The sequence below is a fragment of the Qingrenia yutianensis genome (genome assembly GCF_014385105.1).
GTDB lineage: Bacteria > Bacillota > Clostridia > UMGS1810 > UMGS1810 > Qingrenia > Qingrenia yutianensis.
The window spans coordinates 1-25,225 of sequence record NZ_JACRTE010000004.1 but is presented as its reverse complement, the minus strand read 5'-3'; the positions used below and the strand labels follow the sequence as shown (position 1 = coordinate 25,225).

Below are 25,225 nucleotides of genomic sequence, written 5' to 3'. Positions count from 1 at the left end.
TGTATAAAATATAATATGTATTGTATAAAAATTCACAGAAAGGAATGATTTTTTTGAACATCACACAAAAAATTATAAAAAGCCACCTTGTTTCGGGAAATATGATTGCGGGCGAAGAAATTTCAATCAAAATCGATCAGACGCTCACACAGGATTCCACGGGAACGATGGCGTATCTTGAGTTTGAGGCAATAGGTATTCCGCGCGTTAAAACAAAACGTTCGGTTGCGTATATCGACCACAACACACTCCAGTCGGGATTTGAAAATGCCGACGACCACAAATACATTCAGACGGTTACAAAAAAACACGGCATATATTTCTCGCGTCCCGGCAACGGCATCTGCCACCAGGTTCACCTTGAAAGATTCGGTATTCCCGGTCAGACGCTTCTCGGCTCGGACAGCCACACTCCCACAGGCGGCGGACTCGGTATGCTCGCAATCGGCGCGGGCGGTCTTGACGTTGCGGTTGCTATGGGCGGCGGTGCGTACTACATAACAATGCCGAAAGTTGTAAAAGTTAACCTTGTCGGCAAACTCAAACCGTGGGTTGCGGCAAAGGACATCATTCTTGAAGTTCTGCGCCTTTTGACCGTAAAAGGCGGTGTTGGCAAGGTTATTGAATATTCGGGCGAGGGCGTTAAAACCTTATCCGTTCCCGAAAGAGCGACCATCACGAATATGGGTGCGGAGCTGGGCGCAACAACGTCGGTTTTCCCCAGCGACGACATCACAAAAGAATTTTTGAAAGCACAGGGCAGGGAAAGCGACTTTTCGTACATTCTCCCCGATGATGATGCAGCATATGACGAGGAAATCACAATAGATTTGTCAAAACTTGTTCCGCTTGCGGCAAAACCGCATATGCCCGACAACGTTGACACCGTTAAAAATATCGGCAAAATCAAGGTTGACCAGGTTGCAATCGGAAGCTGTACAAACTCGTCGTATATGGATATGATGAAAGTTGCGAAAATCCTCAAAGGCAAAACCGTCGCCGAGGACGTGAGCCTTGTAATCTCACCGGGTTCGCGCCAGGTGCTCAATATGCTTTCGCAAAACGGCGCTCTTGCCGATATGATTTCGGCAGGCGCAAGAATACTCGAAACCGCGTGCGGTCCGTGTATCGGTATGGGTCAGTCCCCCAAAACCGACGCGATTTCTCTGCGTACGTTTAACAGAAACTTTGAGGGCAGAAGCGGAACAAAATCGGCTCAGGTTTACCTTGTAAGCCCCGAAACCGCGGCACTTTCGGCGATTAACGGATACCTTTCCGACCCGACCGAGCTTGACATTTCAAACGAAATCGAGATGCCAGAAAAATTCCTTATCAACGACAATATGGTGGTTGAACCTGCGCCCGAAAACAACGATGTTGAAGTTGTGCGCGGTCCGAACATCAAGGAATATCCCGTAAACGGCAAGCTTGAAATGAGCGTTACCGGCAAGGCGCTCATTAAGGTTGAGGACAACATCACAACCGACCACATTATGCCGTCAAACGCAAAACTTTTGCCGTTCCGTTCAAACGTTCCGTATCTTTCAAACTTCTGTCTTGCGCCGTGCGACGACAAGTTCCCCGAGCGCGCGAAAGAGAACGGCGGCGGATTTATCATTGCAGGCTCAAACTACGGACAAGGCTCGTCGCGCGAGCACGCGGCGCTTGCACCGCTCTATCTCGGCATAAAAGGCGTTATCGCAAAATCGTTTGCGCGTATTCATATGGCAAACCTCATCAACTCGGGCATTTTGCCTATGACCTTTGCCGACGAGGCGGACTATGACAAAATTGATATGATGGACACGCTCGTAATTGACAACCTTTTGGACAGCGTTAAAAACGACAATTCGCTCGTTGTGAAAAACGTTACAAAGGGCACGGAATTTAAAGTTAATTTTGCGCTTTCCGACCGTCAGAGAGATATTATGGCGCTGGGCGGATTGCTCAATTACACAAAAGAAATGTCAAAATAACAGATATTTGGGAGAGAAAAAATGAACGATTACATAAACAATGCAACCGAAAAATTCGCAGAACTTTTGAAAAAACAGCTTGAAAGAGCCGAAAAACTCAATCAAAACGAAGATTTCACCGATTTTACCGCGCTTGACAAAATCGTTATCGGCATAATCCCCGGCGACGGAATTGGTCCGATAATTCTCCGCGAGGCGGAAAATATTCTTAATTTTCTGCTCAAAGACGAAATTAAAAGCGGAAAAGTTGAGCTTAAAAAAATTGAAGGTCTTACCATTGAAAACCGCGTAAAACAACTTAAATCAATCCCCGACGACGTTATGGCGGAGATTAAAAAATGCAACGTGCTCCTGAAAGGTCCGACAACCACCCCCAGCAAGGGCGACGGCTTGCCCAATCTTGAGAGCGCAAACGTTACAATGCGCCGTGAGCTTGACCTTTTTGCGAACGTGCGCCCCGTTAAAGTGCCCGAAAAAGGCATTGACTGGACGTTCTTCCGCGAAAACACCGAGGGTTCGTATGCGGTAGGCTCACAGGGTATCAACGTCACCGACGACCTTGCGGTGGACTTTTGCATACACACCACGGGCGGTTGTGAGCGAATTGCGCGCGCGGCGTTTGAGTTTGCAAAAAACAACGGCAAAAAGCGCGTTTCCGCCGTTACAAAGGCGAATATCATAAAAACCACCGACGGCAAGTTTTTGGACATCTGCAAAAAGGTTGCCGAGGATTATCCCGGCATAACGCTCGACTCGTGGTATGTTGACATTATGACGGCAAATCTCATCAACGAGGACATCAGAAGTTCGTTTGAAGTGTTCGTTCTGCCCAACCTATACGGCGACATCATCACCGACGAGGCGGCGCAGATTCAGGGCGGTGTCGGCACGGCAGGAAGCTCAAATCTCGGCAAAAAATATGCTATGTTTGAGGCTATTCACGGCTCTGCTCCGCGTATGGTTGAGGAGGGCATTGCGGAATACGCAAACCCGTCCAGCATACTGCGCGCGGCTGAAATGCTCCTTCGCCACATCGGCTTTGCCGACAAGGCACACCTTCTCGACGAGGCGCTCACAATCTGCGCCGAAAAAGAGAAAAAGGTTGTCGTAACCGGCAATAAAGACGGTGCGACAGCAAAGGAATTTGCCGCATACGTTATGGAAACAATAGAAAAGCTTTGATTTTTTCGGGGGTATTGAGATGAAGGAAAGGAAAGTTCCCGACGTAGTTGCACGCAGACTGCCGAGGTATTACCGATACCTTGACGACCTTTTGAAAAAACAGATTTACAGAATATCATCAAGTGAGCTAAGCCGTAAAATGGGCGTCACCGCATCGCAGATAAGGCAGGATTTCAACTTTTTCGGCGGTTTCGGTCAGCAGGGGTATGGGTATAACGTCGAAATGCTTCACAAGGAAATAGGCGCAATTTTGGGCTTATATTCGGGCAGAAAGACAATTATCGTCGGCGCCGGATATTTGGGCCACGCGCTCGCCAACCATACAAATTTCAAAAAAAGAGGTTTCATGCTTGTCGGCGTGTTTGACAACGACAAGGCGAAAGTCGGCAGAAAGATAAGCGATTTAACCATTTCGGACTATGACGGCATTGCAGATTTTATAAGCGAAAATCAGCCGGATATTGCCATTCTCGCCGTTCCGCGTACGGCGGTGAAATCGGTCGCGGAAAACCTCATTTCGCTCGGAATTAAGGCAATTTGGAATTTTTCGTATACGGAATTGGACGAACAGGAAAACGTTGTTATCGAAAACGTCCACCTCTCCGACAGTTTGATGATGCTGTCGTATAAACTCAACGCGTTGGACGATTGATTTTTCGGACAATACAAATCAACAGCAAACAAAAAATCAGACGGAAAAATCCGTCTGATTTTTTTATATCATATTCTCATTTTAACCCAATATATAAACATTAACCGTGCGTCTGCCGAACGAGAGCGCCTCGGAATGTGACGGGAAGAACAAATCGACTTTGTTTCCCTTAATCGCACCGCCGGTGTCTGCCGCGATACATTCGCCGTAAACAAACGAACCGTCCGACGCTTCTATATAAAGACGCGTTCCGAGCGGAATAACCCTCGGGTCAACCGCAACCGTGCCGTACTGCGCCTTCATTCCCGACGCGGTAATTCCCGTCGATTTTCCGCAGCAAGCACTGCACGCGCAATATGCCGACGCTTTAAACTTAATCGGCGCAGGAAGCGTTTTTTCTTCGCTCACGGCACCCACGCTCGCAATCGGTTCAACCACTTCGGGCATAACCGGCTCATATTCGAGCGTGCCGATTTTCACGATTTTGTCTTTCTTTTCCTTTATAACAGTCTGCGAACAGTTTTTTGTAAACTCCGCTCCGTTGTGATAAATAACCTCAACGGTGTTTTCAGCAACGCCGTTTTCGCCCTCCTGAACGACGATTGTTTCGCCTTTTTTAAGCGTATCGTCATACTCGGTGATGGTTTTATACGGCACATCAAACGTTGTTTTGTAGGTTTTTGAGGTAACGTGCGTAACCTCAATTTTTAAATCGTTTGTGATAAGCGCGTCCGACGCAACGTTTAAAAAGTCGAAATCGCTTGTAAGCTTGATGACATTTTCATCAATAAGCTCCTGCACGTAAGTTGCCTCTGTGTAGAGCTCCTTAATTTCTCCTCCGTCGTCAACGGTAATCCTTTTCGTTTTGCCGAGAGCAAAGCTTCTCGCGTCGGTAAAAGACTTATCCGTTTTTCTTACGGAAAGATTGTTTTCGAGCAAATCGACAACCTTCTGCCTTGTAATAAAGCTTGAATACAAAGCTTCGGTGCCGTCCGTAACGTTTGCGGTGTAATCTGACGCCGCGTAAACCGTCACAGTCAAGAGAACAGACACTAAAAGGCCTGAAATAACAGCAATTCTCTTGTTGCCCCTTGCTGTTTTTTGTAACATAATATCCTCCTAATTCCTCATACCTGTTTTATTTTGCCGAAGATTTTGAAACCGAATTTCGCCGTGCTGAAAAATAAACTGTCATAAAACCCGATTGCCAAAACTTGTATTTCCGGCAATTTAAAGTCTGCGAAAAAATATCGCTTCGGTATTTGGACTTACAGTTTAACTCTTAAAACGTGCATTTGTCAACTTTTTTACAAAATATGGAAAATAATTATTGTTAATTTTCACAAAGTTTTTTAACTTTTTTGTAACTTTTAAGACTTTTAATTTTGCGTGTTTTGAGGTTAAAAAGTGTCCAAAAATGCCTTTGTAATACAGTATATCGCCTTTTTAAGCCAAAAATACCCGTTTTGCGAAATTGTTAAAAATTTAGTGCAAATTTAACAAAATTTTAACAACTTGCACTTTTCCGCCCCGTTTTTTATGATTTTTGCGCCGTTTTTGAGTGATATTTTTTAGTTTTACGCAAAAAATGCAATATTAAAATTTGCCTTAACAAAGGCAAATTTCAAGGTTTGATAAATTTAATGTGCAGATTTGCACAAACAATTTGTAAAATTTTTAAATTTTACATTTGTTTGCTGAAATTTTTTGCAATTTTGCATAAAATTACTCAAAAATCCCCCTTTTTCGACATGTTTTGCACGTAAAATCACTTAAAATCGTATCAAAGTGGGGAGAGAATACCGTTTTTATAAAAAACCGAAGCACATTTTCGGGTAAAAATTATCGTTCCAATGTATTATTTTCACGTCTTTTTCGCCCAAAAATGCGGTTTATATATGGTTTATACACGGATAATGTTGCATAATTTAAAAAAATATGGTACAATAAAAAGCAGTTAGCCGAAAATAGCACATTTTACCCGTGCAAAACGGCATAATTTCGGCTGTTTTAAGGAGGAAAAACTATGGCACTTCCAAATGTTTGGGGCGGCGGCGCGTCGTTCGCGTTTTCCGCACTCGACGGCAATAATATATATAATGAAGCAATTTCGGCAAATCTTTTGTCGGACAGGCTCGGATTAGGCTTTAACACGGCGCTTAAGGCATATTTGTATATCGCGTTTGAAAATGTGTCCGACATAATTTTCGAGGTGGTTTCGTCTGACCTTATAAAGGCAAGCATTGTGGCAAACGACGGCTCGATAAGCTCTGCTGAATTTATATTCGTGCGTCAGAACGCCGTGCTTGTTCGCCGTCTTAAAGCATACAAGCTCAAATGCGTTTTTGACGGCGACGTTGAATATATAAGGAAAGGAAACACCGAAATATACACGGGCGAAAACGGCACTTTTGCGCTTTATTCCGAAGAAAACGAAGCATACCGCGTGTCTGCGTTCGCGTGCGGAAAAAATGCGCCTGCCGACGCGGAGGAGGCATTCACAACCGAGGTTAACCGCGAAATTTCGGGCAAGCTCGACTTTTTCGCAAAACTCCCCATTGTGGAAGATATGCCTAAAAACATCTCGGCGATTTTCGGCAAAAGTATGTCGGTTTTAAAGTCGCTCGCCTACTCGGCGGACGGCAGTTTCAACGGTATGTGGTGCACTCCGTCGCGCCTTAACGGCGAAAAAATGTCGCCGTTCTGCACGGCAATGTGCGCGTATTCAATGCGCTGTATCTCGCCCGATCTTGCGAAACAGTGCCTTATGTCGGCGCTTGATTTACAGGATGAAAACGGATTTATTCCAAGCTCGGCAACACCCGATTTCAAGGGCGAAAACATCGAACCGCCGATACTTGCGTATCAAACATTACAGCTTTTCAAGTCACAGGGCGACATTTCAATTTTGTCCGAAAGCTTTGAAAAACTGAAAAAATATTTAAACTATATTATAGAAACGCGCGCCTGCGAGGACAAAATGCTTTTTGAGTGGAAAATAAGAATTTCCGAAACCGAAAACCGCTGTGAGGAAAGCAGAATGGACTCGTCACCGCGCTTTGACGGCATTTCCAAAATTTATGCAATCGACTTTTCGTGCTGTATGGCAAACGAGGCAAAGGCGCTGTCGGAGATTGCGGAAATTCTCGGAAAAGCGGGCGAACACCTTTACTGGAGCGTGATTTACGACCGTATCAAAGACGCAGCAAACCGTTATCTTTATGACGAGGACGACGGATTTTACTATGACAGATGCGCCGCGACCGACAAGCTTATAAAGGTTAAAACCCCGGCGTCGCTCCTGCCTCTTTTTGCGGGATTTTGCGATAAAAAGCGCGCCGACTCAATCATAACAAAGCACCTATTCAACACCGACGAATTTTTTACGCCCTTCCCCGTTCCGAGCCTTGCAAAGAACGAAGAAAAATTCGACGGCAGTATCCACCGCGGTGCGGCGCACCCGTATTTTGCGTATTTCACCGCGCTTGCACTGCTTGATTACGGCTACAAAAAAGAGGCGCAGAAAGTTATGGCGGACGTTGTGTCAAACATCGCGCGCCAATACGAAAACAGCGGTGTTTTGTATGAATTTTACGATTCGCGCTCTGTAGTTTCGCCGTCGAAAATAAAATGCTCGGGCGAGGCGCCGTTTGCGTACATTCCCGAAATTAAGCGCGTAAATATCCGCGACTACGGCGTTACCGCCGCGGTTTTCGCCGAGATAATTATGATGCTCTGCCGTATGTAAAATTTATTTGCTCACCTATTGCAAAAATCAAAAATATGTGGTATAATCAAACCATATATAAGTGAAAGGAAGTATAAGCAAATGGATAAACAAACAGTTATTCAGAAAATCAAAGACGCAGGCATTGTGGCTGTTGTCAGAGCAGAAAACGGAGAGAGTGCAAAAAAAATATCGGACGCGTGTCTTGAGGGCGGAGTTCCCGCAATCGAGCTTACATTCACGGTTCCCGGCGCACACAGAGTTATTGAGGAGCTTGCCGCGGAATACAAAAACGGAGAGATGATTTTGGGCGCAGGCACGGTTCTCGACGCGGAAACCGCACGAATTGCAATTCTTTCGGGCGCGCAGTACATAGTAAGCCCCTGCTACGACGAAGCTACGGTTCGCCTTTGCAACCGTTATGCAATTCCCTGTATGCCGGGCGTTATGACCATTAAAGACGTTGTGGCGGCGCTTGAAATGGGCGTTGACATCATTAAACTTTTCCCCGGCGACTCTTTCGGCCCCGGAATGGTTAAAGCTATCAAAGGACCTATCCCCCAGGCAAACATTATGCCGACGGGCGGTGTTGACGTTAACAACGTTGCACAGTGGATTAAAGCAGGTGTTGCTGCGGTAGGCGCAGGAAGCTCGCTTACAAAGGGCGCAAAAACAGGCGACTACAAAGCAATCACAGAAACGGGCAGGCAGTTTGTTGAAAACATCAAAAACGCACGTGCGTCGCTTGCAAGATAATTTTACAAAACACGGTCAAAGTGTACGTTTTATCGTACACTTTGTTTGATAAAATGTATATATGATTTAATTTTTCAAGACATACGAAAACTGTATGCCGGGAGGCTCAAAATGGCAAAAAAAGAAGATAAGAAAATAACCGTCATCGACGCCAACGTTGAGGGCAGAGAAAAGGCAATCGCCGAGGCGATACGCCAGATAGACAAAAAATACGGCGAAGGCGCGATTATGCGTCTGGGCTCGGCACCGCTCAAAGAGGTGGACGTTATCCCCACCGGCGCGCTTTGCATAGACATCGCGCTCGGCATAGGCGGTATTCCGCGCGGCAGGGTAACCGAAATCTACGGTCCCGAATCGTCGGGTAAAACCACCGTTTCGCTCCACATCATCGCAGAGGCGCAAAAACGCGGCGGCGAGGTTGCGTTTATCGACGCGGAGCACGCGCTTGACCCTGTTTATGCGCGCAAACTCGGCGTAGACGTTGACAAGCTTATCGTTTCACAGCCCGACTCGGGCGACGACGCTCTCGAAATATGCGAGGCGCTCGCGCGAAGCAACGCGTTCGACCTTATCGTTATCGACTCGGTTGCGGCGCTCGTTCCGAAAGCCGAAATTGCAGGTCTTATGGGCGATTCGTTCGTCGGACTCCACGCGCGCCTTATGTCGCAGGCACTCAGAAAGCTTACGCCTATTTTGAGCAAAAGCAACACCGCGGCTGTTTTTATAAACCAAATCCGCGAAAAAGTGGGCGTTATGTACGGCAACCCCGAAACCACAACGGGCGGACGTGCGTTAAAATTCTATTCGTCCATACGAATTGAAATAAGGCGCGGTGAACCGATTAAGGTCGGCGACCAGAAAATCGGAAACATCACAAAAGCTAAAATCGTTAAAAACAAAATGGCGCCCCCGTTTAAAGAGGCAGAATTTGACATCATCTACGGCGAGGGCATTTCAAAAGAGGGATGCGTAATCGACGTTGCGGTTGCGTACGACATCATCAAAAAAAGCGGTTCGTGGTTCTCGTATGAGGGCGACAGAATCGGTCAGGGCAAAGAAAAAGTTAAGCTCTACTTAAAAGAACACGAGGGACTTATCGACGAAATCACTCAAAAGGTTATGGCGGCTCACAACGAGGAAATGGAAAAACAGCGCCAGGCAAACAAGTATGCCGAAAAAACCGTTGAGAAAGAGGAAGAGGCAAAGCCCGAGGAAAATTATGACGGTGACGGCGAATAATGAAAATCACCGACATCACACCTCAAAAAAATAATAAAAACCGTGTATCGGTGTTTGTTGACGGAAAATATTCGTTTTCGCTCGACGACACCGATATGGTGCGTTTGAAGGTTAAAATCGGCAGCGAAATAACCGAGAACGAAATTGAAATTTTTAACAAAGAATGTAATCTTTCCAAAGCGCGTATGCGTCTTATGCAGGTGATAAACCGCAAAGCGGCGAGCAGAAAAATGCTTTTCGACGACCTTGCAAAGCACGGATACGACAGGGAAATTATTGATATTGCGCTGGACGAATTCGAGCGTTTGGGATATATCGACGACGAGGTTTTTGCACTTGAATACGCAAAATCGGCTTATTCGTTCAAGCGTCACGGGAAAATCCGCATTGTGTCCGACTTAACGCACAAGGGCGTTCCGCGCGAAATTGCGCAAAACGCGGTTGACGATTTGGACACCGACGAGCGCTCAAACATTGAGGAGATTATCCGCGAAAGGTTTATGCACATTGATTTTTCCGACTACAAAGAAAAACAGCGCGTGGTGCGCTATTTTGCGTCGCGCGGATTTAATTTTTCGGATATTTTCGCGGTTATCGACCGTTTTAAATAAGGAGTTTTCAATTTGAAGAAGAAAATCGGTTTTGTTTCGCTCGGGTGCGCGAAAAATCTCACCGACACCGAAACAATGCTTGCACTTTTGCAGAACGACAATTACATAATCACGTCTGACGCGGACGACGCGGACGTTATCGTGGTGAACACCTGCGCGTTTATCGACAGTGCGAAAGAGGAGTCCATCAACGCGATACTTGAAATGGCACAGAAAAAAGCGGACAAATGCGAGGTTTTGGTTGTCACGGGCTGTCTTGCGCAAAGGTATGCCGACGACATTAAAAACGAAATCCCCGAGACGGACATAATTCTCGGCACAAACGATTATCCGCGCATTGCCGAGGCGATTGACGATTTTTACAAAAACGGCAGAAAAGACGTTTTTGTGAGCGACGCAAACGCGCACGTGACAAATGATTTGCCCCGCGCGCTTTCAACGCCGAAACACTACGCGTATCTTAAAATTGCCGATGGGTGCGACAATCACTGCACCTACTGCATAATTCCGAAACTTCGCGGAAAATACCGTTCGCGCGCGGAAAAAAGCATTATTGCCGAGGCGAAAGCGCTTGCGCAAAGCGGTGTGAAAGAGCTTATCCTGGTCGCGCAGGACACAGCTTATTACGGTTGCGACAACGGCTGTTACGCGCTCGCAAATCTTCTTGAAAAACTCTCGGAAATCGGCGGAATTGAATGGATAAGACTGCAATACTGCTATCCCGAAAACATCACCGATGAACTGATTGACGAAATTGCGAAAAACGACAAAGTTGTAAAATACATTGATATGCCCCTCCAGCACGTGAGCGACAGAATTTTGAAGAAAATGGGAAGAAAAAGCAGTTTTGATGAGATAAACGCTCTTATTGACAAACTGCGTGCTAAAATCCCCGATATTGCAATCAGAACGTCGCTTATTTCGGGTTTCCCCGGCGAAACGGAGGAGGACTTTGAAATTTTGAAAAAATTCCTTACCGCCAAAAAGCTTGATAAGGTCGGAATTTTCACTTATTCCCAAGAGGAGGACACCGCCGCGGCAAGATTTGAAAATCAGATTGACGAAAATGTCAAATCCGCTCGGCGCGGTGCTCTTATGAAGGTGCAGAACGGCATTTCGCTTGCGAAAAACAAGGTGAAAATCGGAAGTGAAATTTTTGCGATAATCGACTCATACGACGAGGGCGAGCTGTGCTATATCGGCAGAACGTATGCCGACACGCCCGAGGTTGACGAGGCGGCGTACATTTACAGTGCGGACGAATTAAACAGCGGTGACATTGTGAAAATAAAGGTGCTTGACGCACACGATTATGACATTACGGGGGAGGTAATCTTTTGAACTTGCCAAACAAAATTACACTTGTGAGAATATTTTTAATTCCGCTTTTCATAGCGGTGCTTATGACGCGCGGTTTAAGCTGCTGCGACATTGCCGCGGCGGTGATTTTTGCGGTTGCGGCGCTCACCGACGGTATTGACGGCTACCTTGCGCGCAAAAACAATCAGGTGACCGACCTCGGCAAATTTTTAGACCCCATTGCGGACAAACTTCTCATTGCGTCGGCGCTCATCTGCCTTGTTGAATTGCAGAGAATTCCCGCGTATATGGCAATAATCATCATCGCGCGCGAGTTTATCGTGACGGGACTGCGAATTGTGGCAATATCAAACGGCGTTGTTATGGCTGCGGAAATGACGGGCAAAATCAAAACAGTAATTCAGATTTTCGCGACAATAATTGCGCTTCTTTTCCCGACCGTTTCTGTCGGCAGCTTTACGCTCGGCTGGATTGTTATGCTCATAGCCGCGCTTTTCACCATATATTCGGGCTATGTTTACCTCTCGAAAAACTGGGATATGGTGATAAATTCCAAGTAAATTTTATACAAAGTATATATTAAAGTGATGTTTTTCAAGCGAAAAATATCACTTTTTCACATAATAAAACAAAAAATTTGATTTTTTCGGTTTTATGTGATAAAATTAGCGTAATTAAAAGGAAAAATGTTTTTATTATCTGAAAGGACGATATAAAATGAAATACATCAGCACCCGAAGCGATAAATATAAAGTTGACAGTGCGGAGGCTATCAAAACGGGAATAGCGCCCGACGGCGGTTTGTTTGTTCCCGAAGAAATTCCGCAGGTTGCGCTCGGCGAAATTGAGGGTTTTGCCTCTCTTTCATATGCAGAGCTTGCGAAAAAAATCCTCTCGCTCTATCTTACCGACTACACCGATGAGGAGCTTTCCGACTGCGTTGCCGGCGCGTATACAAGCGCAAAATTCGAGTCGGATGAAATCGCGCCCCTTCACAAGCTGGACGGTAAAGCGTCTGTTTTGGAGCTGTGGCATGGTCCTACCTGCGCGTTTAAAGATATGGCGCTTCAAATTCTCCCCCATTTTTTGGTTAAAGCAATCAAAAAAACGGGCGAGGACAGAGACGTTATCATTCTTGTTGCAACGTCGGGCGACACGGGAAAAGCCGCTTTGGAGGGCTTTAAAGACGTTAAAAACACAAAAATTCAGGTGTTCTACCCCGTTTGCGGTGTTTCAAAAATTCAGAAACTGCAAATGGCAACACAGGACGGCTCAAATGTCAGCGTAATTTCGGTTGACGGCAACTTTGACGACGCACAGACAGGCGTTAAAAAGATTTTCGGCAACGAGGAATATATAAACGAGGCGTCGGATTTGGGCTATGTTTTCTCCAGCGCAAACTCCATAAACTGGGGCAGACTCGTTCCACAGATTGTTTACTATTTCTACGCATATTCGCGCCTTGTGAAAACGGGCGAAATAAAGTGCGGAGATAAAATAAATATCGTCGTTCCCACGGGCAATTTCGGCAACATTTTAGCGGCGTACTACGCTAAAGAAATGGGACTTTGCGTTGACAAGCTTATCTGCGCGTCAAACCAAAACAACGTCCTCACCGACTTTATAAAAACGGGCGTTTACGACAAAAACCGCAAGTTTGAAACCACAATTTCGCCGTCTATGGACATTCTTATTTCCAGCAACCTTGAAAGACTTTTGTTCCATATGTCGGGCAAAAATTTCAGGCTCGTGAAAGAATATATGACGTCGCTTTCGGAAAACGGCAAATACAGCGTTGATAAAGATATTTTCGATAAAATTTCAAGCGTTTTCCGTGCAGGATACTGTGACGACGAAGAAACAAAAGCCACAATCAAATCGACGTTTGAAAAATATAACTACACAATCGACACGCATACCGCGGTTGCGAAAAACGTGTACGACAAATACACAAAAGAAACCGGCGACACTACCAAAACCGTTATCGCGTCCACCGCAAACCCGTATAAATTCAACAAAGCGGTGCTTGAGGCAATTTCAGACGGCGAGCTTCCCGAGGGCGAATTTGAACTTATTGACCTTCTGCACCAAATCAGCGGTCTTGATGTTCCCAAATCGCTTGCCGGATTAAAGAGCAAATTTATCCGCTTTAACACCACCTGTGCGAAGGACAATTTGTGGAGCGAAACCAAAAAATTCTTGACAAAATAGCGCCTTTCATTTATACTGTTTATATAAAAAACACGGAGATAAAACTATGACTGCTTACTCTTTTACAATTTACTTTATTATCAGCCTAATTCTTTTCGGATTGGGTTACTTTATGATAGAAAAAAGTATATGCGAATGAGTTTAAGCGTATAAATATTTTGCATTGCAAAAGCTCATTTACATTGCGTAAATGGGCTTATATTTTTATAAAAGGATTTGATAAAATAGTGATTAACGTTAAGGCAAGCACGCGAAATTATGACATATTGATTGAGGACGGAATTTTCGGAAAAACAGGCGAAATCATCAAAAATTTTGCAAACGGCACAAAGGTGTTTTTTGTAATCGACCAAAACGTTTTTGACATTTTCGGCGAAAATTTAAAGAAAATGCTCGAAAAAAACGGCATTGAATTTTTATATTTCGTTTTGCCGTCGGGCGAAAAATCCAAATGCGGAAAAATGCTTTTTAAAATTTATTCCTGCCTTGCCGAAAACAAAATTTCGCGCAAAGATACCGTTGTTGCGCTCGGCGGCGGTGTTTGCGGAGATTTAACGGGTTTTGCCGCGGCGACGTTTCTGCGCGGTGTGCGCCTTATTCAAATCCCAACAACTCTGCTCGCACAGGTTGACAGCTCGGTGGGCGGAAAGGTTGCAATCGACCTTCCCGAGGGCAAAAATCTTGCCGGCTGTTTCTATCCGCCCCACCTTGTCGTTATCGACCCGTTTATGCTCAAAACCCTCCCCGAAAGCGTGTTCAACTGCGGTATGGCGGAGGTTATAAAGTACGGCGCAATCTACGACAAGGTGCTTTTCGACACCCTTTGCGACAGGGAAAATTTGAGCGCAAATCTTGAAAAAGTCATTGCACGGTGCGTGGATATTAAGCGAATTATCGTGGAAAATGACGAGTTTGACACGGGCGAGCGAATGTTGTTGAATTTCGGTCACACCTACGGTCACGTGGTTGAAAAATATTTCAACTACGAAAAATACAGCCACGGCGAGGCGGTGGCAATCGGTATGGCGCATATTACAAAAATTTCGGAGGAAAACGGAATTTGCGAAAAAGGCACATACGATGCGCTCAAAAATCTTCTCGAAAAATACTCGCTTATGTTTGACGAACCCGAAATTCCGCGCGAAAGCGCCGAAGAAACGCTTCTTTTGGACAAAAAAAGCGGAACCGATTATATAAATTACGTTGTTTTGGAAAAAATAGGAAAAGCAAAAATTTTAAAGCTTAATAAAAAGGAAAATTTCTTATGGAAAAATTGATTTTATCAGGCAAAAAAGACTTTAAAAAGCGGATTTCCGCGCCCCCGTCGAAGTCGTATTCGCACAGAATGATACTTTCCGCGGCACTGTCCGACGGAATTTCGCGCATAGACAATCTGCTCTATTCAAAAGACGTCACCGCTACGCTCGATTTTGCCGAAAAGTGCGGTGCGTCGGTTTTCCGCGGTGAAAATTTCGCCGAAATAAAGGGCGGAAAATCGCCCGAAACCGCCGATATTTTCTGCAGCGAATCCGCGTCAACGCTCCGTTTTGTCATTCCCATTCTGGCGGCGAAAAACATAAAAGCGCACATCACGGGTGCAGGACGGCTTATGCACCGTCCGCTTGACGTTTACACCGAAATTTTTGACAAAAAAGGCATTTTGTACGACTACAAAACCGGCGAATATTTCGATGTTAAATCAAAACTTCCGAGCGGAATTTACGACGTACGGGGCGACGTTTCGTCGCAGTTTGTGACGGGCCTTTTGTATGCGCTCGCGCTCACTCACGGCGACTCGGAAATTAACATCACAACTCCGCTTTTGTCAAAACCGTATATCGGCATCACGCTGGACGTTTTGAAAATGAGCGGTATTGAAATTGAAAACGACAATTACAAAACATTTAAAATAAAGAAAAATCAAAAATTTATGCCAATAAACGTGTCCGTCCCCGGCGACTTTTCGCAGTGCTGTCCGTTCGTTGCGGCAGGGCTTTTCGGCGGTAAGGTTGAAATGCTCAATCTCGACATAAAGTCGCTCCAGGGCGACAAAAAAATTATCGAATACTGCAAAGAGCTCGGCGGAAAAATCACCGTTTACGAAAGCAAAATCACGGCGGAAAAGTCGTGCCTTAAATCGGGCAAAACGTTCGACGTTTCGGACTGTCCCGACATCGCTCCCGTTTTTGCGGTGATATGCGCGCACGCCGATGGCGAAACGGTTTTAACAGGCACAAACCGTTTAAAAATCAAGGAATGTGACCGCGAACAGGCGATTGTCACAACGCTTAACAAGCTCGGCGCGAAATGCGTTTCGGGCGATAATTTCATAAAAATAAACGGTGTAAAAACCTTTAACGGCGGTGAATTTGACTCGTTCAACGACCACCGCACGGCAATGGCGCTCTGCGCCGCGTCGCTTTGCACGGACGGGAAAATCACCGTTTCAAACCCTATGTGCATTGAAAAATCGTACCCCAATTTTTATGACGACTACAAAGATTTTACCTATCAGACGAGGTGTTAAAAGATGAATATTTTCGGCAATAACATTAAATTTTCCATTTTCGGCGAGTCGCACGGCGTTGCAATCGGCGGAATTATCGACGGAATAAAGCCCGGCACAAAGCTGGATTTTGAGAAAATAGACCAGATGATGAAAAAACGCAACCACCGCGCGGTATACTCCACACAGCGCGCCGAGGCGGACAAATACGAAATTCTGTCGGGCGTTGTTGACGGCATAACGACGGGTGCGCCTCTTGCGTTTGAAATCCGCAACGCCGACACAAAAAGCGGTCACTATTCCGAGCTTGCAAGCGTTATGCGTCCGTCCCACGCGGACTACGGCGCATATGTGAAGTTTAAAGGCTTTGCCGACCACCGAGGCGGCGGACATTTTTCGGGCAGAATTACCGCGCCCCTCACCTTTGCCGGCGCGATTTTCAAAAATGAACTTGAAAAAAAGGGAATTTTTATTTATCCGCACATTCTTTCAATCGGAAATATCCGCGACAAAAGTTTTTTGGAAGATGACGGAGCATCTATCGGCGAGCTCGGATTTTTCCCCGTAACAAGCGAAAAAATCAAGGACGAAATGCTGTCGTACATCGAGAGCGTGCGCGCGGACAAAAACTCGTGCGGAGGTATCGTCGAGGTTGCGGTGTGCGGTGTTGACGCAGGGTTCGGCAACCCGTTTTTCGGCTCGGTTGAGAGCGAAATTTCAAAAATGATGTTCTCAATTCCGGCGGTCAAGGGCATTGAATTCGGCAGAGGCTTTGACATCACGCACCTTACGGGATTTGAGGCAAACGACAATTATTACTACGACGAAAACAAAAACGTGCGCGTTAAAAAGAACAACAACGGCGGAATTGTCGGCGGAATTACAAACGGCGCGCCGATAATTTTCAGAGTTGCGGTAAAACCCACGCCGTCGATTTTCAAAACGCAGGACACGATTAACGTTAAAACCAAAGAAAACACCGCGCTCACGCTGGAGGGACGCCACGATTCGTGCATTGTTCCGCGCGCGGCTGCGGCAATCGAGGCGGCAACGGCTATGGTCATTTACGATATTATCAGCTAAAAGGAGTTTTTTAAAATGGACAAGCTTGACGAATACAGACAAAATATCGACAAAATCGACAAGGAAATGGTGCGTCTTTTTGAAGAGCGTATGAAAAACGCGCAGAATATCGGAAAATATAAAGAGGAGCACGGCTTGCCCGTCCTTAATGCAGGCAGAGAAAAAGCCGTAATCGAAAAGGCGGCGGCGAATTTGAAAGATAAAAATCTCGCGCCGTACACCGAGGATTTTTTTGAAAATATGATGCGCATAAGCCGAAAATATCAGGCGGACAACGCAGGTCACGCGGTGAAAATCGCGTATTTCGGCATTGAGGGGAGCTTTACATACGAGGCGGTTTTAAAATATTCCGAAAATCTTTTGTCGGTAAAACCCGTCGGCTGTGCCACCACCGAGGATGTTTTCCGTCTGCTTTTAAACGACGGCGCCGACCTTGCGGTAATTCCGTTTGAAAATTCCACCACAGGCGCGGTTGTGGACGTTTACGACCTTTTGTGCAAGTACGATTTCTACATCAAGGACGAAATTTTCCTGAAAGTTTCACAGCATCTTATGGCGAAAAAAGGCGTGAAAAAAGACGAAATTAAAACGGTTTACTCCCATCCGCAGGCAATTTCGCAGTGCAAAAAATTTATAGATTTCAACGGATATAACGCCATTCCCTACCTTAACACCGCGCTTTCGGCAAAATTTGTGAGCGAGAGCGAAAAGACCGACATTGCGGCGCTGGCAGGCGAGAGCGCGGCGAAAATTTACAATCTCGACATTCTTGCCGCGAACGTAAACACCGACCTTGACAACTACACGAAATTTATCGTGCTTTCAAAAAAGTTTGACAAAAACGAAAACGCCGACAATAACAGCGCGGTTGTGTCGCTGGACGACAAAACGGGTATGCTTTACAAACTTATCAAAATTTTTAAAGACGAGGGCATAAATCTTACAAAAATCGAGTCGCGCCCCGACCACAAAAACCCGTTTGAATATATGTTTTTCATTGATTTTGACGGAAATATCGACGACGAAAACGTAAAAAACGCGGTGGACAAGGCGAAAGAATTTGCAAAAGCGTTCAAATATCTCGGAAACTACAAAAGAAGGAGCGTTCATTCGTGAAATACGCATTGATAGGCGAAAAACTCGGACATTCACTTTCTAAAATTCTGCACGAAAAATATTTTGAAATAAAGGGCAGTAATTCAACCTACGATTTAATCGAAATCAAAAAAGAAAATTTCGATTTGGAGTTTAAAAAGCTTCTCGCGAAAGGTTATGACGGAATTAACGTCACAATTCCGTACAAAAAGGACGTTATCCCCTACCTCGACTATCTTTCGCCCGAGGCGGAAAAAATCGGCGCGGTGAACACAATCAAGCCCGAAAACGGCAGACTTTGCGGATACAACACCGATTTTTTCGGCATTATAAAAACCTTTGAACGGTATAAAATTGAAATTGAAAACAAGGACGTTGTAATTCTCGGCACGGGCGGTGCAAGCGCGGCGGTAAAAGCGGCGTGTCTGCATCTTAATGCAAAGTCGGTGGTTTTCGTGTCGCGCAAACGCAAAATCCACGACGGAATTTTGACCAAAACCTATGACGACATCATTTCGGGCGACGTGCTGATTAACGCAACTCCCGTGGGAATGTATCCGGACATTGACGCCTGCCCGATTGAAAAAGTCAACTTTTCGGCGGTGTTCGACCTTATCTACAATCCCGAAAAAACGCTTCTTCTGCGCCGTGCGGCGGCCGAGGGCAAAAAGGCGGTAAACGGGCTTTATATGCTGGTTTCGCAAGGTATTTACGCGCAGAGCATCTGGCAAAAAATACCGTTTGAAAAAGAGATAAACGAAAAAGTTTTTGACGAGGTGAAAAAATTATGAAAATTATGGTAATCAACGGACCCAACATTGATATGCTCGGTATCCGCGAGCCTGACATTTACGGCGAAAACACGTATGCAAACCTTTTGGAGATGTTAAAGAAATACGCGGAGGAGAAAAATATTGACATTGTGCCGTTTCAGTCCAACATTGAGGGCGAAATCGTCAACGCGATACACACCGCGTATTTTGACGGCTTTGACGGAATTGTGATAAATCCCGCGGCATACACGCATTACAGCATTGCAATCGCGGACGCGATAAAGGCGGTGGACACGCCGTGCGTTGAGGTGCATTTGTCAAATATTTCGGCGCGCGACGAGTTCAGAAAAATTTCGTACACCGCGCAAAACTGCGTCGGACAAATTGCCGGATTTGGATTTTTCGGCTACAAAATGGCGGTTGACGCGCTTATAGACAGGATTAAAAACTATGAATAATATTTATTTTATCGGTATGCCGGGGTGCGGAAAAACCACGCTCGCAAAATCGGCGTCGAAAGAATTTTCAAAAGAATACACCGACCTCGACGAATATATCGAACAAAAATTAAAAATGACAATTCCCGAAATTTTTGAAAAGCACGGCGAGGATTTTTTCAGAAAATGCGAGAGCGAATGCCTTTCGGAAATCGCGGAAAAAGACGGTATTTTCGTTGCGGCGGGCGGAGGAATTGTCAAAAACGCAAAAAACATTGAAATTATGAAAAACAGCGGAAAAATTGTGTTTATCGACACACCGCCCGAGAATATTTTGAAAAATTCCGCCCTTTTGAACCGTCCTCTTTTAAAGGATAAGACCGCGATTTTCAAGCTGTACGGCGAGCGGAAGGATTTGTATTTTTCCGCCGCGGATTTCGTGTGCGTCAATACCGGCAGTGAGGACGAGGCGAAAGAAAAAATTTTTGAAATTTTGAGGAAAATTGTTAAATGACAAAAAATTTGCAAAGGAGAAATTTGCGATGACGGAAACTGTAAAAATTTTTGACACAACATTGCGCGACGGCGAACAGTCGCCCGGATGCACAATGAATTTGAAAGAAAAACTTCAGGTTGCGCGCCAACTCGAAAAACTCAACGCCGATATTATCGAGGCAGGCTTCGCGGCGTCCAGCAAGGGCGATTTCACGTCGATTGAGGAAATATCGAAAATCGTGACAAACGCGACCGTCGCAGGACTTTCGCGCCTTGTGGAAAACGACATCGACCTGTCGTTCGACGCGCTTAAAAATGCGCAAAATCCGCGTCTGCACCTGTTCATCGCAACATCTCCCATACATATGCAGTACAAACTCAAAATGTCGCCCGACGAGGTTTTGTCGAGCATTGAAAACTCGGTGAAATACGCAAAAACCAAGTTTTCCGACATTGAATTTTCTGCCGAGGACGCGACGCGCAGTGAATTTGACTTCCTTATCCGAGCGCTCAACACGGCGATAAAAGCAGGCGCAACGACCATAAATATCCCCGACACGGTGGGATATTCCACACCGCTCGAATTTTCCGCGTTTATATCAAAAATCCTTGAAAACATTGTTTCGCCCGAAAAAATCACCCTTTCGGTGCATTGCCACAACGACCTCGGTCTTGCGACGGCAAACTCTCTCGCGGCGGTGAAATCGGGCGCGCGACAGGTGGAATGTACCATAAACGGCATAGGCGAGCGCGCCGGCAACGCGGCTATGGAGGAAATCGTTATGGCATTAAACGTCCGCAACAATTTCTACAACGCGAAAACGGGCATAAACACGCAGTTTATCGTGCCGTCGTCGCGCACGGTCAGCGCGGTTACAGGCTCGGTCGTTCAGCCGAACAAGGCAATCGTCGGCAAAAACGCGTTTCTGCACGAGGCAGGCATACATCAGCACGGCGTGATGGAAAACAAGGCGACCTACGAAATTATGACTCCCGAAGAAGTCGGCTACAAGGAACAACAGCTTATTCTCGGCAAACATTCCGGCAGGCACGCGTTTGAAAACTGGCTCGCCGAGAACAATCACGTTGTGACAAAAGAGGAAGAAAAGGAACTTTTCAAAAAATTCAAGCAGTTGTGCGACAAGAAAAAAACCATCACCGAGCGCGATTTGGAGGCGCTCGTTCAAAATAAAATTTCGGTCGGCGAGGAAAAATACAAGCTCAAGCGCTTTGTTATCAACGTCGGCAACACCATCACAAGCACCGCGGTTCTCACCGTTTCGGCCGGCGGAAAAGACGTTGAGGACGTTGCAATCGGCGACGGCCCTGTTGACGCGTCATTCAAGGCGATTGAGAAAATCGCAGGCGTTACGCCCGAGCTTGACGACTACAATATCCGCTCAATCACACAGGGCGTGGATTCGCTCGGCGAAGCGCTCGTCCGACTTAAATACAACGGCCGCTATTTCAAAGGCAGAGGATTGAGCACCGACGTTATCGAGGCGAGCATTTTTGCGTATATCGACGCTGTGAACAAGCTTGAGGCGGTGATTTAAAAGGAGGGTACTGAAAATGAAAATTGAAATCTTCGACTGTACTCTGCGCGAGGGCGTTCAGTCGCAGGGCATAAGTATGAGCAACGAGGACAGGCTGAAAATCGCGAAAAAATTAGATGAGCTGGGAATTAGCTATATTGAGGCGGGAAATCCGGCGTCAAACCCCAAAGAAACGGCATTTTTCAAGGAACTGAAAAGCGAAAATTTTATAAATTCGAAAATCGTTGCATTCGGCAGTACACGCCGTGCGCACACCGAGGTGTCGGAGGACGAAGGACTTAAAAACCTGATTGCCGCGAACACCGATATTGTCACTGTTTTCGGCAAGTCGTGGGATTTTCACGTCACCGATATTTTGAGCGCCGAGCTTTACGAAAATCTCAATATGATTTACGACACGGTCTGCTATCTTAAAGAAAACGGCAAAGAGGTTTTCTACGACGCGGAGCATTTTTTTGACGGCTGCAAACATAATAAAGAGTACGCGCTGAAAACGCTTGAGGCGGCGTATTTCGGCGGTGCGTCGAGGATAATTCTGTGCGACACCAACGGCGCGGCATTCCCCGACGAGGTGGAAAAAATCGTTGCTGAACTTGCACCGAAATACAAAAATATGCTCGGAATACACTGCCACGACGACTGCGGAATGGCGGTTGCAAACTCAATCTCGGCGGTTCGGGGCGGTGCGGTAATGATTCAGGGTACGCTCACGGGGTGCGGAGAACGTTGCGGAAACGCAAATCTTGCTACGGTTATAGGCAACCTTCAAACAAAAATGGAACATAACGTTATCGGCGAAAATTTAAAAAATCTCACCTCGGCGTGCGTTTACGTTTCAGACGTCGCAAATCAGACGCTTTCGCCCAACGCGCCGTATGTCGGCAGAAACGCATTCGCGCACAAAGGCGGTATGCACATCGACGCGGTATGCAAAGAGCCGTCGTCGTTTGAACACATTCCGCCCGAAACGGTGGGCAACAAGCGCCGTATTCTCGTTTCGGAGGTGAGCGGAAAAAGCGCGGTTTATTCAAAAATTCAGCGCCTTTTCCCCGAAATCAAAAAAAGCGATCCGAGCGTTGCCAAAATTACGCGCAGGTTTAAAGAACTTGAACACCTCGGCTATCAGTTTGAGGCGGCAGAGGGCAGTGCGGAGCTGGTTATACGCAAAATTATCGGCAAATATTCCACCGTTTTCACGCTTAATATGTTCAGAATTTTGAGTGAGCAGGACAGCAGCAGGAGCAGTAATCTCACCACCGCGCTCATCAGCATAAGCGTGGACGGCAAGTCGGAAATCACCGCGGTTGAGGGCAACGGTCCTGTCAATGCGCTGGACAAGGCTCTGCGAAAGGCGGCGGAGGTGTTTTATCCGCAGATTAAAAACGTTAAACTTTTGGACTACAAAGTTAGGGTTATCGACTCCAACGCAACCGCGTCGAAAGTCCGCGTGCTTATTGAATCGGCGGACGGCAAGGAACGCTGGACGACGGTCGGCGTGTCGGATGACGTTATCAAGGCAAGCTGGATTGCGCTTGTCGATTCGATTGAGCTGAAAATAATCAAGGATTCCGAAAAGGAGAAACAAAAAATTGAATAAAATGAACAAATGGCTGAAACTTCTTTTGGTGATAGTTTTGTTCATCGCCGTCGGCATCGGCGGAACGGCTGTGCAGAAATTTTCCGGAAGATATACCGACTTAAACCGCAAATCAAAACTTGTTTCAACCGAAATTAACGACAGCGCAACAGTGCACGTCAAAGGCGCCGTGAAAAACGCGGGAACGTATACCCTCACCGAAGGCGACCGCGTGAGCGACGCGATAAAATCGGCAGGCGGTGCAAGTGATGGCGCCGACCTTGACAGGATAAATCTTGCACGCGTCATAAAGGACGGCGACGAGATTTTCGTGCCGAAATCGGGCGAGGATTTTTCAATTACGCCGAGCGGTGCGGTGAATATCAATTCTGCCGACGTCGAAACGCTTAAAACAATCCCGGGAATAAGCGACACTCTCGCACAGAAAATTTACGATTACCGCGCGCAAAACGGCAATTTTGAAAATCTTGAAGATATTATAAAGGTTAAAGGTATCGGCGATAAAACTTTCGCAAAAATTAAAAGTTATATAACAGTGCAGTAACCCACGGTGAAAAATCACCGCGGGTTTTGCATTTTCACATTTTTAATCAATATCCCTCATCATTTCTCTCTTGTTCGAAGTCAGAGGGCGTGTCACTTATTGCATCTAAATTTCCGTTTTTGTCATTTCCAAAATTCTCAATGTACCTATGGAAAGCTTGTTTGAAGATGAATAAATTTTTTATCGGCTTGACCGTCCGTATATTTTTATGATATACGCAAAATACAATTTTCATATAGCGTCAAAAATGTATTGTGCAAAAGCAAGAAATTTATATCACCCCATTGTTTTAATCTGCAATGTGTGATAGAATTATTGAAACAATAAATCGTAATTTGAAGAGGTAGTTAAGATGAAAGACGGAAAACACCCAAACCCCAATACAATCCATCCAATTGCAGGGTATGATAAAGAAATATATGTGAAGCCGACGATTACAAATCCGAATATTATTGTCGGGGACTTTACTTATACTGCCGATTCGGATTTTGAAAGTCATGTTTCACACTTATACGAGTGGAATGATGACAAACTCATCATCGGAAGGTTCTGTCAAATCGCCGCCGGAGTTGAGTTTGTGATGAACGGTGCAAACCATCAGATGAACGCCGTCTCTACATTCCCGTTCTATACCTTGGAGGGATGGGAAATGTCGCCGCTTGCAAAGACGGATCTGCCATTAAAAGGAGATACCATTATCGAAAATGATGTTTGGATCGGGCAAAATTCGGTAATCCTTCCCGGCGTTCACATTGGAGATGGTGCAATCATTGGTGCAAACAGCGTTGTGGGAAGTGATGTTCCACCATATACGAAGGTCGTTGGGAATCCTGCAAGAGCAATTCAAAAACGCTTTGACGATGAACTGATTGAATTGCTGCTGAGATTCAAGTGGTGGGATAGGAGCATTGACGAAATCAACCGGCTGATTCCAATCTTGACTTGCAGTGATTTGGATAAAGTGAAAGCTGAAATCAAAAAGCAATTAGGCTGACAAATTTCGGTTTATCAGCAGATTAAAATTTAATATCGCAACTCAGAGCAATCGCAGGGTTGCTCTTTTTTGTTGCCCGAAAGGAGTAAAAGCTGTTTCCGTGTCAATGGTATACAAAAAGATACAAAAGTGTTAGTATTTAGTAGTTTACTGATTGAAAATGCGAATTTATATGCATACCCCTGACACGCACAAAGCCGACAAACCGCACGGTTAAGCCGTTTTGTGCACAAAAAAAGAACAACAGTCTTTGTATCAAAACTATTGTCCTTATATGGCTCCCCGTGTTGGACTCGAACCAACGACCCTGCGGTTAACAGCCGCATGCTCTACCGGCTGAGCTAACGAGGAATGTTTGTCTTAGCAGCTTCCTATGTTCCCGGGCCGTCGCCAGCCAAGTATTTTCGGCACTACAAAGCTTAACTGCCGTGTTCGGTATGGGTACGGGTGTTTCCTTTGCGTCATCGCCGC

Annotated in this window: 22 protein-coding genes, 1 tRNA gene and 1 rRNA gene; 21 read left to right on the top strand and 3 right to left on the bottom strand. The window is 45.8% G+C overall.

The window, feature by feature from the left end; all coding sequences use genetic code 11:
• Positions 1-44: 44 nt before the first annotated feature.
• From H8706_RS04465 to H8706_RS04455, 3 genes are read left to right on the top strand one after another with little or no spacing between them, the layout of a single operon-like run.
• On the top strand, positions 45-1,976 hold the full coding sequence (locus H8706_RS04465; protein WP_394354519.1) for an aconitate hydratase: 1,932 nt from the start codon (positions 45-47) through the stop codon (positions 1,974-1,976).
• 21 nt (positions 1,977-1,997) lie between these two features.
• Complete coding sequence (locus H8706_RS04460) at positions 1,998-3,158, top strand: isocitrate/isopropylmalate family dehydrogenase (protein ID WP_262431666.1); 1,161 nt, start codon at positions 1,998-2,000, stop codon at positions 3,156-3,158.
• 19 nt (positions 3,159-3,177) lie between these two features.
• Positions 3,178-3,810, top strand: a complete 633-nt coding sequence (locus H8706_RS04455) for a redox-sensing transcriptional repressor Rex (protein WP_262431665.1) — start codon at positions 3,178-3,180, stop codon at positions 3,808-3,810.
• An 81-nt stretch (positions 3,811-3,891) separates the two neighbouring features.
• Here the strand turns inward: H8706_RS04455 and H8706_RS04450 are convergent, their stop codons facing one another.
• On the bottom strand, positions 3,892-4,920 hold the full coding sequence (locus tag H8706_RS04450; protein WP_262431664.1) for a 3D domain-containing protein: 1,029 nt from the start codon (positions 4,918-4,920) through the stop codon (positions 3,892-3,894).
• A gap of 916 nt (positions 4,921-5,836) precedes the next feature.
• Here H8706_RS04450 and H8706_RS04445 point away from each other — a divergent pair.
• The 18 genes from H8706_RS04445 to H8706_RS04360 all read left to right on the top strand — a co-directional run bounded on the left by H8706_RS04445 (position 5,837) and on the right by H8706_RS04360 (position 24,754).
• Positions 5,837-7,558 (top strand): MGH1-like glycoside hydrolase domain-containing protein, encoded by a 1,722-nt coding sequence (locus H8706_RS04445; protein WP_262431663.1) that lies wholly within the window; start codon positions 5,837-5,839, stop codon positions 7,556-7,558.
• Positions 7,559-7,639: 81 nt separating this feature from the next.
• Positions 7,640-8,293, top strand: a complete 654-nt coding sequence (locus H8706_RS04440) for a bifunctional 2-keto-4-hydroxyglutarate aldolase/2-keto-3-deoxy-6-phosphogluconate aldolase (RefSeq protein ID WP_262431662.1) — start codon at positions 7,640-7,642, stop codon at positions 8,291-8,293.
• A gap of 111 nt (positions 8,294-8,404) precedes the next feature.
• Positions 8,405-9,532 carry a recombinase RecA gene (gene recA, locus H8706_RS04435; protein WP_262431661.1) on the top strand — a complete coding sequence of 376 codons (1,128 nt, stop codon included), beginning with the start codon at positions 8,405-8,407 and terminating at the stop codon, positions 9,530-9,532.
• Positions 9,532-10,143 carry a regulatory protein RecX gene (locus tag H8706_RS04430; RefSeq protein ID WP_262431660.1) on the top strand — a complete coding sequence of 204 codons (612 nt, stop codon included), beginning with the start codon at positions 9,532-9,534 and terminating at the stop codon, positions 10,141-10,143. Before recA ends, H8706_RS04430 begins: the two co-directional genes overlap by 1 nt.
• A 12-nt stretch (positions 10,144-10,155) precedes the next feature.
• On the top strand, positions 10,156-11,484 hold the full coding sequence (gene rimO, locus H8706_RS04425) for a 30S ribosomal protein S12 methylthiotransferase RimO (RefSeq protein WP_262431659.1): 1,329 nt from the start codon (positions 10,156-10,158) through the stop codon (positions 11,482-11,484).
• A complete protein-coding gene (gene pgsA / locus H8706_RS04420) occupies positions 11,481-12,023 on the top strand; it encodes a CDP-diacylglycerol--glycerol-3-phosphate 3-phosphatidyltransferase (RefSeq protein WP_262431658.1) in 543 nt (180 codons plus the stop codon). Before rimO ends, pgsA begins: the two co-directional genes overlap by 4 nt.
• A gap of 157 nt (positions 12,024-12,180) precedes the next feature.
• A complete protein-coding gene (gene thrC / locus H8706_RS04415; protein ID WP_262431657.1) occupies positions 12,181-13,674 on the top strand; it encodes a threonine synthase in 1,494 nt (497 codons plus the stop codon).
• A gap of 224 nt (positions 13,675-13,898) precedes the next feature.
• The gene (aroB, locus tag H8706_RS04410) at positions 13,899-14,951 is read left to right on the top strand and encodes a 3-dehydroquinate synthase (RefSeq protein ID WP_316636531.1); all 1,053 of its coding nucleotides are present in this window, start codon (positions 13,899-13,901) and stop codon (positions 14,949-14,951) included.
• Complete coding sequence (gene aroA, locus H8706_RS04405; RefSeq protein ID WP_262431655.1) at positions 14,939-16,201, top strand: 3-phosphoshikimate 1-carboxyvinyltransferase; 1,263 nt, start codon at positions 14,939-14,941, stop codon at positions 16,199-16,201. Before aroB ends, aroA begins: the two co-directional genes overlap by 13 nt.
• Positions 16,202-16,204: 3 nt before the next feature.
• Entirely contained in the window at positions 16,205-17,263 is a 1,059-nt protein-coding gene (gene aroC, locus H8706_RS04400; protein ID WP_262431654.1) for a chorismate synthase, read from the top strand.
• A 15-nt stretch (positions 17,264-17,278) separates the two neighbouring features.
• Positions 17,279-18,379 carry a prephenate dehydratase gene (pheA, locus tag H8706_RS04395; protein WP_262431653.1) on the top strand — a complete coding sequence of 367 codons (1,101 nt, stop codon included), beginning with the start codon at positions 17,279-17,281 and terminating at the stop codon, positions 18,377-18,379.
• Positions 18,376-19,149 carry a shikimate dehydrogenase family protein gene (locus tag H8706_RS04390; RefSeq protein ID WP_262431652.1) on the top strand — a complete coding sequence of 258 codons (774 nt, stop codon included), beginning with the start codon at positions 18,376-18,378 and terminating at the stop codon, positions 19,147-19,149. The genes pheA and H8706_RS04390 overlap by 4 nt, the downstream gene beginning before the upstream one ends.
• Positions 19,146-19,589 carry a type II 3-dehydroquinate dehydratase gene (aroQ, locus tag H8706_RS04385; RefSeq protein WP_262431651.1) on the top strand — a complete coding sequence of 148 codons (444 nt, stop codon included), beginning with the start codon at positions 19,146-19,148 and terminating at the stop codon, positions 19,587-19,589. Before H8706_RS04390 ends, aroQ begins: the two co-directional genes overlap by 4 nt.
• Positions 19,582-20,082, top strand: coding sequence for a shikimate kinase (locus tag H8706_RS04380; protein WP_262431650.1), 501 nt, complete (start codon positions 19,582-19,584; stop codon positions 20,080-20,082). The genes aroQ and H8706_RS04380 overlap by 8 nt, the downstream gene beginning before the upstream one ends.
• A 28-nt stretch (positions 20,083-20,110) precedes the next feature.
• Complete coding sequence (locus H8706_RS04375; protein WP_262431649.1) at positions 20,111-21,619, top strand: 2-isopropylmalate synthase; 1,509 nt, start codon at positions 20,111-20,113, stop codon at positions 21,617-21,619.
• A gap of 16 nt (positions 21,620-21,635) precedes the next feature.
• Positions 21,636-23,216 carry a citramalate synthase gene (gene cimA / locus H8706_RS04370; RefSeq protein ID WP_262431648.1) on the top strand — a complete coding sequence of 527 codons (1,581 nt, stop codon included), beginning with the start codon at positions 21,636-21,638 and terminating at the stop codon, positions 23,214-23,216.
• A gap of 1 nt (position 23,217) precedes the next feature.
• Positions 23,218-23,760 carry a ComEA family DNA-binding protein gene (locus H8706_RS04365; protein WP_262431815.1) on the top strand — a complete coding sequence of 181 codons (543 nt, stop codon included), beginning with the start codon at positions 23,218-23,220 and terminating at the stop codon, positions 23,758-23,760.
• A 352-nt stretch (positions 23,761-24,112) separates the two neighbouring features.
• A complete protein-coding gene (locus tag H8706_RS04360; RefSeq protein WP_262431647.1) occupies positions 24,113-24,754 on the top strand; it encodes a CatB-related O-acetyltransferase in 642 nt (213 codons plus the stop codon).
• 275 nt (positions 24,755-25,029) lie between these two features.
• On the opposite strand, the gene H8706_RS04355 is transcribed toward H8706_RS04360, so the two are convergent.
• Positions 25,030-25,105, bottom strand: a tRNA-Asn gene (locus tag H8706_RS04355).
• Positions 25,106-25,112: 7 nt separating this feature from the next.
• A 5S ribosomal RNA gene (gene rrf / locus H8706_RS04350) occupies positions 25,113-25,225 on the bottom strand; the annotation flags it as partial.